Below are 15542 nucleotides of genomic sequence, written 5' to 3'. Positions count from 1 at the left end.
GGCTCAGGTGCGCCAGTGCGGGTGCGACCGGGGCCTGCTTATGGATGGGATGGTCAGGCGCCGAAGCCGATTGCTGCGGCCTGCAGCGCATCGAGGTCATGGCATCTCGAGCGAGAGCGTGGCAAGGCCGTCCGGCGACGCCTTGGCGCGTTTCTTGAGCATGGCCATCTGGCGGGTAATGGTCTCGACTTGATCGGCCTTGCCGACGCCGGCGGGTATCAGCATCAGCGCTGCGCTGCAGCGCAGCAAGGGCAGCCGTCGGGTGCTGAGATCGGCACGGGCCGGTGCTTCGATATAGCCGCGCTCGCGGTCCTCGGGCTCGTAGAGGCTCTCGGCGTTACACTCGAAATCGCGCAGCAGCTGCATGATGAGCCCGGTCACCTCGGTCTCGTCGATCCGGTGAAACCCAGCGAAGAAGTCGTCGCCGCCGATGTGACCGGCGAAGGTCGAGTTGGCAGGCAAGCCCTTTCGCAATAGCTCGCCAAAGAGCTGGATCACGCGGTCGCCATGGCGAAAGCCGTAGCGGTCGTTGAAGGGCTTGAAGTGGTCGAAGTCGAAATAGGCCAGCGCCCGGGTACAGTCCACAGCCTCGAGCGTCTCGCCGATATACGCCAGGATCTGCCGGTTGCCGGGCAGTCCGGTCAGCGGATTCTGCTCGCGCGCTGTCGCGAGCTTTTGTTGCTCGATGATCTGCAGTAGCGCCGCTTGAGAGAGAAAGCCGTGGTAACGCCAGTCCTTGGTGACGATGACGCCCGGCGGCTGATCGCTTGCCGCATAGACCTCGAGGATCAGTTCTGCCGAGGCGCTGATGTCGACCGTCGGGCAGGGCGTCAGGAAATCGGCAAGGGACTTCTTCAGCGCGCGGTTGGAGAGCAGCTCGCGCCCATAGCTGGAGTAGGTGAAGCGCTTGATGTCCCGCTCGCGCAGCAGGCCGAGCGGACGGCCGTAGGCGTTCAAGACCGGGAAATAGCTGTGCTCGACGTGCTCCCTGAACCAGTCGAAGACCTGCTGCATCGGGGCGTCGACCGGCAGGGGCGGGGGTTGCTCGAGCTGCGAGCGGACCAGCTCCGGGCCCGTGTCATCGCGCCGACGCATCTTTTGGTCTTCACCGGTACGCCCGCAGCGCAGCGGGATGCGTGCCGGTTCGCTCTCGGGGCTCGCGAGGGCAGGGCCGGCGACCAGGTCGCAGCCGATGTCCTGGCAGATCCGCAGCGCCGCGTCGTTCTGAATACCGGATGCCCAGACCTTGACCCCGAGGCCCTGTAGCTGACGCACCGCATGCGTCAGCAGCAACCGCTTCTTCGGGTCGTGCTCGACGCCGTCGACCAGGAACGGGGCGAGACGGGCCAACTCGGGTGCCTGTTCGTGCAGGAGCCGCAGTCGGAGGTCGTAGCTCAGTTGCGCGCCGATCGCGATCAGATGCCCGTCCCGGCGCAGCTCGGCGAGGAAGGCGAGCACCTGATCCAGCTCCGCCGTATCCCCGCGGCCCGCTACCTCGAACACGAGTCGGGCCGGGTCGATGCCCGCCGAGCGCAGCCGTTCTGAGGTCTGCTCGAACGGCCAGCCTGGGGTGCGCATCGTCGACAGATCGAGCGGCCAGAGCAGTCGAACGGCTTCAAGCTTGGGCGAGGTCGACAGCGCATCGAGGGCGCTCATCAATCCATCCAGGAGAGATCGATGGATCATTTCCTGGGGCTGGTTGCAGGCCCCGTCGCTGCTCGACCAGCCCTCGAACGCGTACAGGGAACCGCTTTGGCTGTCAAAGAGCGGGTTATAGCGCCGTGTTGCCGTGACGGTTGTCGCGTCGGCGGCGTCCGCCGCGCCGTCGCGCCGCTGGATCGGCCGCGCATCGGTTGGGACTCGCATCGATCGAGGCAAGGCTGAGGCAACGATTGCAGGGTACTGCGGTGACACTCAGTTGCCTGGGTCACCGTAGAAGACGTAGTTGGTCGAGTAGTCGCTGATCTCGAAGTAGACCTTGCGCTCGTCGTTGTCGCGTTTCCCATTCAGGTTGTTGTCCAGCACCCCGTAGGCAAAGCGGTAGGGCCGCGCCATGTCGCCGCCTTGTGTCGAGGTCGCGGTCGAGAGCTTGTCGATCTCGATGAAGCGCTTGACCAGCTCGCCCCCCGAGTAGATCTCCAGCACGCCATTGGCGCCGGTCCAGTTCTGCAATGAGCGGCCGATCTTGTTCTGCGTCTCCTGGGTGCAGCCCGTCAGCGCGACAGCGAGCACGCTGCCAAGCGCGATGCCAACCGGGATGCCAACCGGGATCAATCTTGTCGCAACCATGATGTTCTTCTCTCGTGAGCGTCGATTCAGCAAGCCGAGCACCTCGTTGGGGCCTTGATTATCTTAGGAACGGCTGTTGGACAGCCGCAAGGGTGCGTTCCGCGTGCCTGATCGCAAGCAGGCCAGCAAGAGGCACAGCAGGGCGGAGTCGGTGTGCTGTTCCTCCGCGCTGTCACGCTCGAGCCCTTCATGAATACGCTGAAGGTCGAGGTGAGGATGGAATCGGTGTGCTGTTCCTCTTCGGTGTCATGCCCTGGTCCCGCCGTGCCTAATGCATCGCGTCAGATATACCGAGACCCTTTTCCTGCCGCCGGGTCCTGCCTCCGCGTCCTGTCACCTGGACTCCTACCGCATGACCCTGGCGGGCCGCGACAATCGGTCTTGGGAGCTCCGCTCTCTTGCACTAGTCGTGCACCTCGACCGGGGTCGGCTCGACCTGCCAGATCCGCTGCGCATAGTCGCGGATCGAGCGGTCCGATGAGAACTTGCCCATCCGCGTGGTATTGAGGATCGACATCCGGTCCCAATGGTGCGCGTCGCGGTAGGCCCGGTCCACCTCCTGCTGGCGCTCGCGGTAGTCCTCGAAGTCGGCCAGCACCATGAACGGATCGTGATGGATGAGGTTCTCGGTCAGCGGGCGGAACAGCTCGGCATCGCCGTGCGAGAACAGGCCGGAGGCGATCAGATCGATCGCCGAGCGCAGTTGCTCGTTGCGTTGGTAGTACTCCCAAGGCTGATAGCCCGCTTCTTGCCGCTGCTGGACCTCGGTGGCGGTCATCCCGAACAGGAAGAAGTTCTCGTGTCCGACCTCGTCGCGGATCTCGATATTGGCGCCGTCGAGGGTACCAATGGTCAGCGCGCCATTCATTGAGAACTTCATATTCCCGGTGCCGGAGGCTTCCTTGCCGGCGAGCGAGATCTGCTCGGAGAGATCGGCGGCCGGGTACAGGCGCTGCCCGTTCTTGACGTTGAAGTCGGGCATGAACAGCACCCGCAGCGTGCCGTTCACCTGGGGGTCCTTGTTGATCACCTCGCCGACCGCGTTGATCAGCTTGATCATCAGCTTGGCCATGAAGTAGCCCGGGGCCGCTTTGCCGCCGAAGATGAAGGTACGCGGGGTCAGGTCGGTATTCGCGTTCTGCTTGATCTGTTCGTAGAGCCAGATGATGTGCAGCAGGTTCAGGTGTTGCCGTTTGTACTCATGGAAGCGCTTGGCCTGGACATCGAACAGGGATTCGGGGTCCGGCGCGTAGCCGGTGCGCGCGCCGAGCCAATCCGAAAGCTCGCGTTTGGCGTTGGTCTTGACCGCGCGCCAGCGCTGCTGCAGCGCATGATCCTCGGCGTGGGGCTCGAGGTCGCGCAGTGACTCGAGGTCGCTCACCCAGCGGTCGTTGCCGCAGGTCTCGGTGATCAGCGCAGCCAGTTCCGGGTTGCTGACGACCATGAAGCGCCGTGGCGTGACGCCGTTGGTCACGTTGTGGAAGCGCTCCGGCCAGAGATCGTTGAAGTCCTTCATCACCGTGCTCTTGAGCAGTTCCGAGTGCAGCTCGGCGACGCCATTGATCGCGCGGCTGCCGACTGCGGCGAGGTGGGCCATCCGGACCTTGCGCCCACCGCCCTCGTCGATCAGCGACATCCGCGCGACGCGCGCCTCGTCGTTCAGGAAACGGACCCGGACCTCGTCGAGGAAGCGCTGATTGATCGCGTAGATGATCTCCAGATGCCGCGGCAGGAGCCGCTCGAACAGCTCGACCGGCCAGGTCTCGAGCGCCTCCGGTAGCAGCGTGTGATTGGTGAAGTGGCAGGTGTTGCGGGTGATCGTCCAGGCCTGCTCCCAGCCCATCAGGTGCTCGTCCATCAACAGGCGCATCAACTCGGCGACGGCAAGCGCAGGATGGGTGTCGTTGAGCTGGACCGCGAACTTCTCGCTGAAATGCTCGAGGGTGCCGGTATTACGCAATTGCAGCCGGATCATGTCCTGCAACGAGCAGGAGACGAAGAAGAACTGCTGCTTCAGGCGCAATTCCTTGCCGGCCTCGGGCTCGTCGTTCGGATAGAGTACCTTGGAGATGGTCTCGGCGCCGATCTTCGCATGCACCGCGCCGTAGTAATCGCCGACATTGAAGGCGCCGAAGTTGAACGACTCCGGCGCCTCCGACCGCCAGAGCCGGAGCAGATTCACGTTGTTGACGCCGTAGCCCATGATCGGGGTGTCATAGGCGACGCCATTGATTTGCAGCTCAGGGCGCCAGCGGTGGCGCACGACGCCGTACTCGTCCGCATACTCTTCGCTGTAGCCGCCGAATCCGACCGGGAATGCCAGCTTCGGCCGCGGGATCTCCCAGGGGTTGCCATTGCGCAGCCAGGTATCTCCCTTCTCGACCTGCCAGCCGTCGACGATCACTTGATCGAAGATCCCGAACTCGTAGCGGATGCCGTAGCCGATCGCCGGGATCTGGGTCGTTGCCAGCGAGTCCATGTAGCAGGCGGCCAGTCGGCCCAGCCCGCCGTTACCGAGGCCGGGCTCCTCTTCGCTCTCGAGGATCTGCTCGAAATCGAGGTCGAGCTCATCGCCGGCGGCGCGCGCGGCCTCGATGATGCCGAGGTTGATCAGGTTGTTGGCCAGGTGCGGACCGAGCAGGAACTCCGCCGAGAGGTAGCAGACCGTGCGTGCGTTCTGCTCCTTGTAGACATGCGCCGACCTGATCCAACGCTCCAGCAGCCGGTCTCGCACGGTGAAGGCGGCCGCCTGGTAGAGGTTGTTATCGGTTGCGACATCCAGCGAGCGTCCCTGAAGATAGAACAGGTTATCGAGGAAGGCCCGGCTCAGGGCCTCCTTCGAGAGACCGGTGCGGGTGCGCTCGTCGGCGGCGGCCGCGCTCAATTGGTTCATGCTCGACTCCAAATGCCCTGGTAATGACCTGGTGATCTCAAAACGGCCAGACCCAGTCGTCGGCCTCCGGTTGGTCGATGCCGTACTCGTGGGCGTAGTTGCGGCACTCGATCTGCATGTCCTTGAGCGTCTCCATCACATGCGCGCCGGCGACCTGCAGCCGCGGGACGCGCTTGATCACATCCATCGCCAATGTGAAGCGATCGATCTCGTTCTCGATCGCGAGCTCGAGCGGGGTGTTGATATTGCCCTGCTCCTTGTAGCCGCGCACGTGCAGATTCTTGTGATTGGTGCGCCGGTAGGCGAGCCGGTGGATCAGCCAGGGGTAGCCGTGGAAGTTGAAGATGATCGGCTTGTCCTTGGTGAACAGGCTGTCGAATTCGGCGTCGGTGATGCCGTGCGGGTGCTCGCCGTAGGACTGGATCTTGAACAGGTCGACGACGTTGATGAAGCGGATCTTGACGTCATCGAAATGCGCGCGCAGCAGCGCCGTTGCCGCCAGCGCCTCCTTGGTCGGGATATCGCCGCAGCCGACCAGCACCGCGTCCGGCTCGCCGCCCTGATCGCTGCTCGCCCAGCCCCAGATCCCGAGGCCCTTGGTGCAGTGCTTGATCGCCGCATCCATGTCCAGGTATTGGAGATGATTCTGCTTGTCGGCGACGATCACGTTGATGTCGTCGCGGCTCTGCAGGCAGTGATCGACGGTCGAGAGCAGGGTGTTGACGTCCGGTGGCAGATAGATGCGCGTGACCTCCGGGTTCTTGTTGACGACGACATCGAGGAAGCCGGGGTCCTGATGGGTAAAACCGTTGTGGTCCTGGCGCCAGACGGTCGAGGTGATCAGCAGGTTCAGCGACGAGATCCGCGCCCGCCACGGGATCTCCTCGCAGATCGCGAGCCATTTGGCGTGCTGGTTGTACATGCTGTCGATCACATGGACGAACGCCTCGTAGGTCGCGAAGAAGCCATGCCGGCCGGTCAAGAGGTAGCCCTCGAGCCAGCCCTCGAGGGTGTGCTCCGAGAGCATCTCCATCACGCGGCCGTCGGGTGAGAGCTCGCCGCCGTCGGCGTCCTCGTCCTTGTAATCGGCCAGCCACAGCTTCTTCGAGACGGCGTAGATGGCGTCGAGCTTGTTGGAGGTGTTCTCGTCCGGGCCGAAGACCCGGAAGTTGTCCAGGTTCTTGGCCATGATGTCGCGCAGCAGCGCGCCGACCGGCTTGGTGTTCATGTGCCGGGTGGTGCCGGGCTTCTCGACCGGGATCGCGTAGTCGCGAAAGTCTGGCAGGCGCAGGGCGCGCCGCAGCAGTCCGCCGTTGGCATGCGGGTTGGCGCTCATCCGCAGCGTGCCGGTCGGGGCCAGCGCCTTCAGCTCCGGGATCAGCCGGCCCTGCTCGTCGAACAACTCCTCGGGCCGGTAGCTGCGCATCCAGGCCTCGAGCTGTTGCAGCTGGGCCGGGTTGTTGTGCATCCCGGAGAGCGGCACCTGATGGGCGCGCCAGAAGCCCTCGACCTTGTGGCCGTCGACCTCGCTCGGGCCGGTCCAGCCCTTCGGGCTGCGCAGCACGATCATCGGCCAGTGGGCGCGGTTCGCCTCGCCGGATGCGCGCGCCTGGTCTTGGATCGCCTTGATCTCGGCATAGCAGCCGTCGAGCGCCTCGGCCATCTGCCGGTGCATGGTCATCGGATCGTCGCCCTCGACGAAGTGCGGCGTCCAGCCATAGCCGCGCATCAGCGCGGTGAGCTCCTCGTTCGGGATACGCGCGAGCAGGGTCGGGTTGTTGATCTTGTAGCCGTTCAGGTGAAGGATCGGCAGCACCGCACCGTCGCGGATCGGGTTCAGATACTTGGCCGAGTGCCAGGAGGTCGCGAGCGGTCCGGTCTCGGCCTCGCCGTCCCCGACCGCGACCGCGACCAGTAGGTCCGGGTTGTCGAACGCGGCGCCGAAGGCGTGCGAGACCGAATAGCCGAGCTCGCCGCCCTCGTGGATCGAGCCGGGGGTCTCCGGCGTGCAGTGCGAGCCGATGCCGCCCGGGAACGAGAACTGCTTGAAGAAGGCGCGCATGCCGTCCTCGTCCTCGCCCTTGTTCGGGTAGATCTCGGAATAGGTGCCTTCCAGATAGACCGGCGCCAGCACGCCCGGTGCGCCGTGACCGGGGCCGGCGAGGAAGATCATCTCCTGCTGGTGAGTCGTGATCAGCCGGTTCAGGTGCACATACATGAAGGCCAGCCCAGGGCTCGAGCCCCAGTGGCCGAGCAGCCGCTGCTTCAGGTGCTCGGGCTTCAGCGGCTCGCGCAGCAGCGGGTTGTCGCGCAGGTAGATCATGCCGACGGCGAGATAATTGCAAGCGCGCCAGTAGGCGTCGAGCTTCTCGAGCAGCGATGCATCGAGCGCAGCGGCGGTCGTAGAAGGAGCGGCAGTCATCGGGCTCTCCGGCAAAGCAGCGGTTGATCAATGAGCGTAGTCGGTTTGGGTGAACATCTCATGACATCGTCGACGGGCGCGCGCCGGCGATTGTTGTCGTGATTCTGTCATCATCGGCTGTCAAGATGCTGGGTCTTGAAGGCGGCTGGCGTGGCCTCGAATCGCGCATCAGAGGTCAGTGCCTGTCCACCGATTGCTTACCGGTTCTGAGGTTCAGCGTTCGAGGCCGTTTTGGGGCAGGTGGCGGACAAATCCTCCCGGGGCCTGGGTTTCTGCTTCCCCTCCGCATCAAGCCAGTCGGGTTTGGTGGCAACCGCGGGCCTCCTGCTCCGAGCGGAAAGCCCGGTCGATCCGGGCGCCGTCCCGGAACCTGTCCCAGGAAATCAATCGTTACACGAGGATTCATCCGACATGAACGAACAGAACGCGAACCTCGACGGGATGGACTGGCTGAAGGCCGAGCTCGAGGACGCCTTCGACGAGGACTTCGAGCTGGAGTTGTCCGAACCGGCGCTCTCGATGGAGCTGCGCAAGATCTACAAGAAGCGCCACCCAGAGACGCTCGAGCGCGCGACCTATTTCAGATCGCTGCTCAAGCTCCAAGCGGAGCTGATCAAGCTGCAGGACTGGGTGCAGGCGACCGGGGAGAAGATCGCGGTGATCTTCGAGGGGCGCGATGCGGCCGGCAAGGGCGGGGTGATCAAGCGCATCACCCAACGGCTGAATCCGCGTGTCTGCCGCGTCGTCGCGCTGAGCAAGCCGACCGAGCGCGAGCGCACCCAGTGGTACTTCCAGCGCTATGTGCCGCACCTGCCCTCGGGGGGCGAGATCGTGCTGTTCGACCGCTCCTGGTATAACCGCTCCGGGGTCGAGCGGGTGATGGGCTTCGCGACACCGGAGCAGGTCGAGCAGTTCTTCCAGGACGTGCCCGAGTTCGAGCGGATGCTGGTCCGTTCCGGCATCCGGCTGATCAAGTATTGGTTCTCGATCACCGACGAGGAGCAGCAGCTGCGCTTCCTGATGCGCATCCACGACCCGCTCAAGCAATGGAAGCTGAGCCCGATGGACCTGCAATCGCGGGTGCGCTGGGAGGACTACACCAAGGCCAAGGAGGCGACCTTCGCGCGCACCAACATCCCCGAGTCGCCCTGGTTCATCGTCGAGGCCAATGACAAGAAGCGGGCCCGGCTGAACTGCATCCACCACCTGCTCGATCAGATCCCGTATTCGGAGGTCCCGCACGAGCCGATCAGCCTGCCGGACCGCCGCTTCGATCCGAACTACGAGCGCGAGGACCTCCCGCCCGAGCTCTATGTGCCGGAGCGTTACTGAATGACTGCCCAGAACTGACTTCGCGATTCGCGAATGACCGGTCGCGAATGACCGGTCGCGGCAGCCTCGCGACGGACATCCTGGACCCTTCCTGAGCGAGGCCAAGGAGGCCGGCCCCATTGAGCCGACCCGGTTGAGCCGAACTGGTCCTCTTGCGCCAACGGCTGTGACGGCTTGATTGGTCCGAGAAGCGCGCCCGCCCGAGCGTGAAGCCGACCCGGTCGATGCTCAAGGGGTGCTTGATAGCCGGTTGCGGGTCGAAATGCCCTTGCCTGTGTCGCCGACGCCGAGCCGTTGAGCCGCGCGCGGGATGGCGTCGACGCGCCAGCGGGGGATGGCCTGCTGCCAGAAGTGGCTGACGTCGGTTGACGGCTCCGGCAGGGGGGGCTGCCCCAAGAAGCACCAGGCGCGTTCAAGGCCGGCAATGGGATCGCGCGGATCGACCGGCGCCGAAGCGAGGCCCTTCGAGAGTTTGCGGCCCGCTGCATCGAGCGCGAGCGGGAGATGGGCATACCGCGGCTGTGGCAGGCCAAGGCGCTGCTGGAGATAGATCTGGCGCGGCGTCGAGCTCAGCAGATCGGCCCCGCGCACGACCTGGTTGATCTGCTGCGCGGCGTCGTCGACGACCACGGCGAGCTGATAGGCATGGAAGCCATCGGCCCGGCGCAGCACGAAGTCGCCGACCTCGGTTGCGAGGTTCTGGCAGACCGAGCCCTGAATCCGGTCTTCGACCTGGAGCCAAACCGGCTCCACCCGCAGGCGCTCGCTGCGCGGGTCGCTCCCCGCTGGCAGCCCGCTTCGGCAGCGGCCGCTATAGATCGGCCCTTCCGGACCCAGTGCGCCGGATGCGGCGATCTCGCGTCGGGTGCAGGCGCAGGGATAGCAGCACCCGGCCCGGCGCAGCTGCGCTAGGGCGGCCTCATAGTGCTCGCTGCGCTGGCTCTGGTAGAGCACCGGCCCGTCCCAGTGGAGACCGAACGCCTCCAGGGTCGATAGGATCTGGCGGTCCGCGCCGGGCACCGTGCGTTGTTGGTCGACGTCCTCGATGCGGACCAGCCAGTCGCCGCCCTGATTCCGCGCGTCGGCATAACTGGCGACCGCCGCGACCAGCGAGCCGAAATGCAGGGGGCCGCTCGGCGAGGGCGCGAAGCGGCCGCGATAGGTAACGGGATGGCTGCTACCCATCGAGGGTCGGGCTGCGGCGGCTCTGCGGTTGGTCCTGTATCGGGATCAGCGTCTGGGTCGGCGTCTGGCCCAGAGTCCGAACCGCCGTCTGCGGCGCGTTTGGCTGCGACGTGATGCGGTCAGGACGGCGCACGCTGCGATATTGTTCCGCCGGGACTAATCCAGACGGAGGAGCCGCATATTTCCAGTATCTGGCGGCTTCTTGGTGTCCGGATCACATAAGTCGGGACAATAACGTTCATCGCACGCTGCCACTCGAGCTCAATGCGCGCCGCCGACGATCTCGCGAAGCGCCGCTAACGCTCATGGCACGCTGCCACCCCGGACGATGACGTTCGCGTGATTCACAGTAAGCGCCACCGGTCAGGAAAGGGGCCTCGGGACTGAGCCGTTACCGCTCAGCCGCGCTGCTTCTCGCGGATCTCGTCGAGCGTCTTGCAATCGATGCAGAGCGTGGCCGTCGGCCGCGCCTCGAGTCGGCGGACCCCGATCTCGACACCGCAGGCCTCGCAGTACCCGTACTCGTCGTTATCGAGGCGCTCCAGGGCCTCGTCGATCTTGCGGATCAGCTTACGCTCGCGATCCCGGGTCCGTAGCTCGAGGCTGAACTCGGACTCCTGGGTGGCGCGGTCGTTCGGGTCCGGGAAGTTCGTCGCCTCATCCTGCATGTGATGGACGGTGCGGTCGACCTCTTCCATCAGCTGCCGCTTCCACTCGAGCAGCAGCCCCCGGAAATGCTCTTCCTGGTCCGCGTTCATGTACTCCTCATCCTTGTCGACGACATAGGGCTCAAAACCGAGCGCCCTTGCGCCTTCTTTCTTCTCTGTCTCGGCCATGATGTGCTCCCGGAGACGATGGGGTTGGTCAAAACCGGCCATCGACGCTGACGTTGGTCCGGTCGTGTTTCGGGTGGCTCGAGTGGCCGCCGGCGACCAGGCTGGCAGCCAGGCTGGCGACCAGGCTCGAACCGAGAAGCCGCTCCTTCTAGCAGATCGCTCTGGATGGGACAAGCGTGATGAGCGCCGAATCTCTGTCTTTGATGGGGCTGCCGCGGACGCTTGTGCTAATCTCGCGCGCCGTTGTTGAGCTTCCGAGAAATCATGGGAATCGCTATGAATACGGCTCTTGAAGCCCTGATCTTCGATGTCGACGGCACATTGGCCGACACCGAGCGAGATGGCCATCGGCCCGCCTTCAATGCCGCGTTCGCCGAGGCCGGCCTCGACTGGCATTGGTCGGTCGAGCTGTATGGCGAGCTGCTGGCCGTGACCGGTGGCAAGGAGCGGATGCGCCATTATCTGGCCCAGTATCGTCCTGATTTCGAGCTCGAAAGGCGCGCCTTCCCGAACCTCGAAGCCCTCATCGCCCACCTGCACCGGCGCAAGACCGAGCACTACGTCAGCATGCTGCGCGCGGGCGGCATCCCGCTGCGCTCCGGCGTGCTGCGTCTGCTGCGCGAGGCGCGGGAGGCAGGTGTACGGCTGGCGATCGCGACCACCACCACCCCGGATAACGTGACGGCGCTGCTGGAGTCGGCGCCGGAGCCCGGGCTGGTCGATGGGTTCGAGGTGATCGCGGCGGGCGACGTCGTGGCCGAGAAGAAACCGGCGCCGGACATCTTCGAGCTCGCGCTCGCGCAGCTGAACCTGCCGGCCTCGGCCTGCGTTGCGATCGAGGACTCCGAGAATGGGGTCCGCTCCGCGCTTGGTGCCGGGCTCGAGGCGCTGCTGGTCACGACCAGTTCCTATACCGAGCAGCAGGACTTCGCTGGTGCGACCCTGGTGGTGGATCAGCTTGGCGAGCCCGGCGATCCGGCGACTGCGTCTGTCGGAGACCTCGGCGGGGCCGAGTACATCGATCTTGCGGTTCTGCGCCGGCTGCGCGAGCAGGTCTTCGGTTGAGCCGTGTCGTCGGGCCGGCGACGCCAGCCGTCTGCAGCAGGGCGGCAGCGGGTCAGAGTAGGCCCGGGATCTGGGTCAGCTCGGTGATGATCCGGTCGGGTGTGACCGCATCGAGCCGGTGATCCTGCTCGCGCAGCCGCAGCGAGCGATTGTCGCCGGCGAACAGCGCCGTGCGCAGGCCGAGCTGGCCCGCCGGCCAGATGTCGTTGCGCCGGTCATTACCGACATAGAGGGTTTGCTCTGGGCGGATGCCGTGCTTTCGTTGCAGGCCCTCGAGTGCCGGCCTGAAGATCGTTTGGGAGGGCTTGGCGACACCGAGCTGATAAGACCAGGCGCTGCACTCGGGGTCAAGCCCGAGACCCGCAGGCGGCTGGCCGAGGAAGGTCTCCAGGATCAGCGGGGTATAGAACTGGGCGTTGGAGACGATGCCGAGGGCCAGGCCCCTGGCGCGCAGGCCGGCGAGTGTCTCGGCGAGGCCCGGCATCGGCCAGACGAGGTTGCTGCGGCCCTCGTGCTCAATGGCGAGGCGGCGAAGCTGCCCCGGCGTTGGCTGCATTGCGAGCGTGCCCAACACCTGCGCCCAGATGGTCAGGATATCGACCTCCGGATAATCGGCCCCGCGGGCGCGTGCCCGCTCGTGCTCGGCTTCGATTGCGGCCTGGACTAGGCCGTCGCTGTCGAGACCGGCTGCGTCCGCTGACGGCGCATCGAGGTCGGCGCTGGCGAGCAGCTGGCCGAGGTCGCGTCCGTCGCAGGCATCGCCGGCAAGCCCGATATCGCCGCTCGCCGAGATCAGCAGCGTGCCGTAGACGTCGAACAGAACCGCCTTGACCCCGTCGATCGGGTCGAGCTCGGGCGCAAGCGCGGTCGGCTCCGGCGCTAGCGGCGTCTCGTAGAGGGTGCGGATGCGTTCGATCAGCGCCTCGTCGCTCATACTGGACTCCTCAACGAATGAGTGGTGAGGGCGAGTCGATATCGGCTTTGACAGCGATCCCGTCAGGTCCGCAGCAGCCAGAGCCGTTCGGGCGCCTGGAACTGGGCGATCAGCGCCTCACCATCGGCCTGATCACCGATCGCCGTGCTCGGTGCCGCGAGCAGGGATTGGTAGATCGCCTCAAGCCGATGCCGATACCCCTCAAGCAGGTAGTGGTGCTCGACCAGCGCCCGATTGCGCGCGATCAGCTCGGGACCGTCTGCAAGTGGCGGGCTGGTCGCATCGAGCGCAGAGGGCGCGCTTGGGTCGGCCCGGACCCGTCGCAGCACCTGTGCCTGGGCCTCCTCGTCGAGCCGGCCGAGGTCGATCCGGCCGGCGCTGTCGGTCGCCGCGCCCCATGCACGGTCGAGGTCGTCCCGGTCGCGGGGGCGTCGATAGGCATCGGCGGTGATCGCAAGTGCCTGGTCCAGGCGTCGGCGCAGCGCCTCGGCATCGAGCCAGTCCAGCGGGACCGGAAGGCGCCGGTAGAGCCCGCTGAGATCGATCCCGTTGGCGGTGAAATCGCCCGTGATCTCCGGTAGTTCGCGGCCTGCGAGTGGCCGATCGATCAGCCAGGGCTCGAGGAAAGCGAGACCAAACCCCTCGCCGACGCTCGTGGTGATCAGCGCATGGCTGGACGCCAGAAGCGCGCCGAAATCGTCGGTGCGGGCGCCGAGCTCGAAGTCGACCGGCAGCGCCAGCTCCTCTGCCAACGCGACCCAACGTTGATAGCGCGGCTGCTCGAGCGGGTTCTGCGGCGCCTGCGTGGCCCCGAAACGGTCCTCGGGGCCGGCCACCGCGGCCCAGAACAACAGCTCGCCGAGATTCTTGCGTCGAATGGCGCGCGTTGGATAGAGCCAAAGGCGCGACCTCGCCGGGATCGCTCGGGGGGCCGCCAGGGAGGGCGCTGGGGAGGCCGCTGAGGAGCCTATTGGGGAACCCGCTGGGGAGGCCGCCGGTGAGCCCGTTGGGGAGCCGCTGGCGGCCGGACTGGCGAGCGCGACCGCGTTCGGAAGCTCGTGCAGCTGCTGGGCTGGAATGCCTGCTGCGCCAAGGAACCCCAGATCGCGTGCATTCAGGGTCGCATAGTGGATCTGCGGTGCGAGCGGGTACAGACGGGCCGAGAGCGCCGCACTATCTTGGGCACTGAGGGTCTCCAGCATGCGCCGGTACAGGGCAGGCCGGCCGTCCTCGGCGAAATCGTGCGGCTGCAGCAGCAAGCGTTGGCCCGACTCGGCGAGCTGGAAGAGTGCGTCGGGCAACGCCAGATTCTTGCCTAGGCAATGGTTGTGGACGTGCCAGAGGTCCGGTGCGGCGCCGAGCGCTTCGGTGGCTGCCTGCGTCATCTCTTCCCGCAGTGCGCTCGGTCCTAGCGGTTCGCGTCGCTCCTCGTAGCTCAGGGCCGGTACCAGTTTGACCCTGGCCGGGAATGCCTGCGGCTGCGGCGGCAGCTCGCCGCTGAGCACGGCGACCTCGTGGCCGCTGAGCGCGAGTGCCCGGCACGCATGTTCGATGACACGAGTGACGCCCCCGGTCTGGAGATGGAAATGGACAATCGCGATACGCATGCTGTGGGATCATAGCCCGGATAGCGCTGCTTTTTGGTGACGATTGTAAGGGCAGCGGTGCCGACAACCTGGCCTCCGCGGCCGCTGGCGCTCGACTTCGAGCCATGCGGCACGGGTTATGCTCGACTCGGTCTCGCTCACCAGCAGACCTGGGCGAATCGAGTTGCGCCGCGGCATCTCGAGCTGATCGGGCTGCCTGCACCGGGCATTGCTGGCGCCTTGCTGATGCTGGAAGGTTGCTAACCGCGTCGAGCTTGGGATGCGCGGTTCGGACGAACAAGGGTCTCAGAGATGGCGCTTTGGCAGGGCCTCGCCCGCGCTGTAACAGGTTCAATCGCAAGAAGCTCCAACAGGGCGCATGAAGCAACCGGAAAACATAGGTTTTGTCTCGACCCGCTTCGCCGGCACCGATGGCGTCTCGTTGGAGGCGGCGAAATGGGCCGAGGTGCTCTGGCAAGGCGGTCACGTTAGCTTCTGGTATGGCGGGGTGCTCGATCGTGATCCGGGCGTCAGCCTCTGTATCCCGGAGGCGTTCTTCGATCACTCCGAGAATCAGTGGATCAACTCGCAGCTCTGGGGCTGCACGCGCCGAAGCCCTGAGGTCAGTCGCCGCATCCGAGAGCTGGCGAGCTACCTGAAGTCGACGCTCTACCGCTTCCGCGAGCGTTTCGACCTCGATGTGCTGATCATCGAGAACGCACTGACGATCCCGATGCACGTGCCGCTCGGGGTCGCGATCACCGAGTTCCTGCTCGAGACCGAGATGCCGGCGATCGCCCATCATCACGACTTCATGTGGGAGCGGCAGCGGTTCCAGATCTCGGCGGTCGATGACTACCTCGAGATGGCCTTCCCGCCACGCGTCCCGCACCTGCAGCATGTGGTGATCAACCAGGCCGCCCGCGAGGAGATCGCCTGGCGCAAGGGTCTGCCGAGCATCCTGGTTCCGAACGTGTTCGATTTCGAGAACCCTCCCGGC

The 15542-nt window shown here is 65.4% G+C and carries 11 protein-coding genes; 3 read left to right on the top strand and 8 right to left on the bottom strand.

Features of this window, described 5'->3' with window-relative positions; all coding sequences use genetic code 11:
* Nucleotides 1-96 precede the first annotated feature (96 nt).
* The 4 genes from CKO40_RS21300 to CKO40_RS21285 form a co-directional block, all read right to left on the bottom strand.
* Nucleotides 97-1866: a GGDEF domain-containing protein gene (locus CKO40_RS21300; protein WP_242477232.1), complete on the bottom strand. Its 1770-nt coding sequence runs from the start codon at nucleotides 1864-1866 to the stop codon at nucleotides 97-99.
* A gap of 48 nt (nucleotides 1867-1914) precedes the next feature.
* A complete protein-coding gene (locus CKO40_RS21295) occupies nucleotides 1915-2289 on the bottom strand; it encodes a hypothetical protein (protein WP_242477231.1) in 375 nt (124 codons plus the stop codon).
* Between the two features lie 403 nt (nucleotides 2290-2692).
* On the bottom strand, nucleotides 2693-5182 hold the full coding sequence (locus CKO40_RS21290; protein WP_200348468.1) for a glycogen/starch/alpha-glucan phosphorylase: 2490 nt from the start codon (nucleotides 5180-5182) through the stop codon (nucleotides 2693-2695).
* A 37-nt stretch (nucleotides 5183-5219) separates the two neighbouring features.
* Nucleotides 5220-7604 (bottom strand): phosphoketolase family protein, encoded by a 2385-nt coding sequence (locus CKO40_RS21285; RefSeq protein ID WP_200348467.1) that lies wholly within the window; start codon nucleotides 7602-7604, stop codon nucleotides 5220-5222.
* Between the two features lie 411 nt (nucleotides 7605-8015).
* Between CKO40_RS21285 and ppk2 the strand changes: the two genes are divergently transcribed.
* A complete protein-coding gene (gene ppk2, locus CKO40_RS21280; RefSeq protein WP_200348466.1) occupies nucleotides 8016-8936 on the top strand; it encodes a polyphosphate kinase 2 in 921 nt (306 codons plus the stop codon).
* A 228-nt stretch (nucleotides 8937-9164) separates the two neighbouring features.
* Here the strand turns inward: ppk2 and gluQRS are convergent, their stop codons facing one another.
* Together gluQRS and dksA are read right to left on the bottom strand one after the other, a co-directional pair.
* Entirely contained in the window at nucleotides 9165-10121 is a 957-nt protein-coding gene (gluQRS, locus tag CKO40_RS21275) for a tRNA glutamyl-Q(34) synthetase GluQRS (protein ID WP_200348465.1), read from the bottom strand.
* A gap of 398 nt (nucleotides 10122-10519) precedes the next feature.
* Nucleotides 10520-10957: an RNA polymerase-binding protein DksA gene (gene dksA / locus CKO40_RS21270; protein ID WP_200348464.1), complete on the bottom strand. Its 438-nt coding sequence runs from the start codon at nucleotides 10955-10957 to the stop codon at nucleotides 10520-10522.
* A gap of 276 nt (nucleotides 10958-11233) precedes the next feature.
* On the opposite strand from dksA, the gene CKO40_RS21265 reads away from it, so the two are divergent.
* Nucleotides 11234-12022, top strand: coding sequence for an HAD family hydrolase (locus CKO40_RS21265; RefSeq protein WP_200348463.1), 789 nt, complete (start codon nucleotides 11234-11236; stop codon nucleotides 12020-12022).
* A gap of 52 nt (nucleotides 12023-12074) precedes the next feature.
* Here the strand turns inward: CKO40_RS21265 and CKO40_RS21260 are convergent, their stop codons facing one another.
* Both CKO40_RS21260 and CKO40_RS21255 read right to left on the bottom strand, forming a co-directional pair.
* Complete coding sequence (locus tag CKO40_RS21260; protein WP_200348462.1) at nucleotides 12075-12956, bottom strand: HAD family hydrolase; 882 nt, start codon at nucleotides 12954-12956, stop codon at nucleotides 12075-12077.
* A gap of 62 nt (nucleotides 12957-13018) precedes the next feature.
* Nucleotides 13019-14563: a glycosyltransferase gene (locus CKO40_RS21255; protein ID WP_200348461.1), complete on the bottom strand. Its 1545-nt coding sequence runs from the start codon at nucleotides 14561-14563 to the stop codon at nucleotides 13019-13021.
* A 358-nt stretch (nucleotides 14564-14921) separates the two neighbouring features.
* Between CKO40_RS21255 and CKO40_RS21250 the strand changes: the two genes are divergently transcribed.
* The coding region (locus CKO40_RS21250; protein ID WP_200348460.1) for a hypothetical protein at nucleotides 14922-15542 on the top strand (621 nt) is incomplete at its 3' end.

Origin of the sequence: Halochromatium glycolicum, from assembly GCF_016584085.1 — a bacterium.
Classification (GTDB): Bacteria; Pseudomonadota; Gammaproteobacteria; order Chromatiales; family Chromatiaceae; genus Lamprobacter; species Lamprobacter glycolicus.
This window is presented reverse-complemented; position numbering and strand designations above follow the sequence as displayed.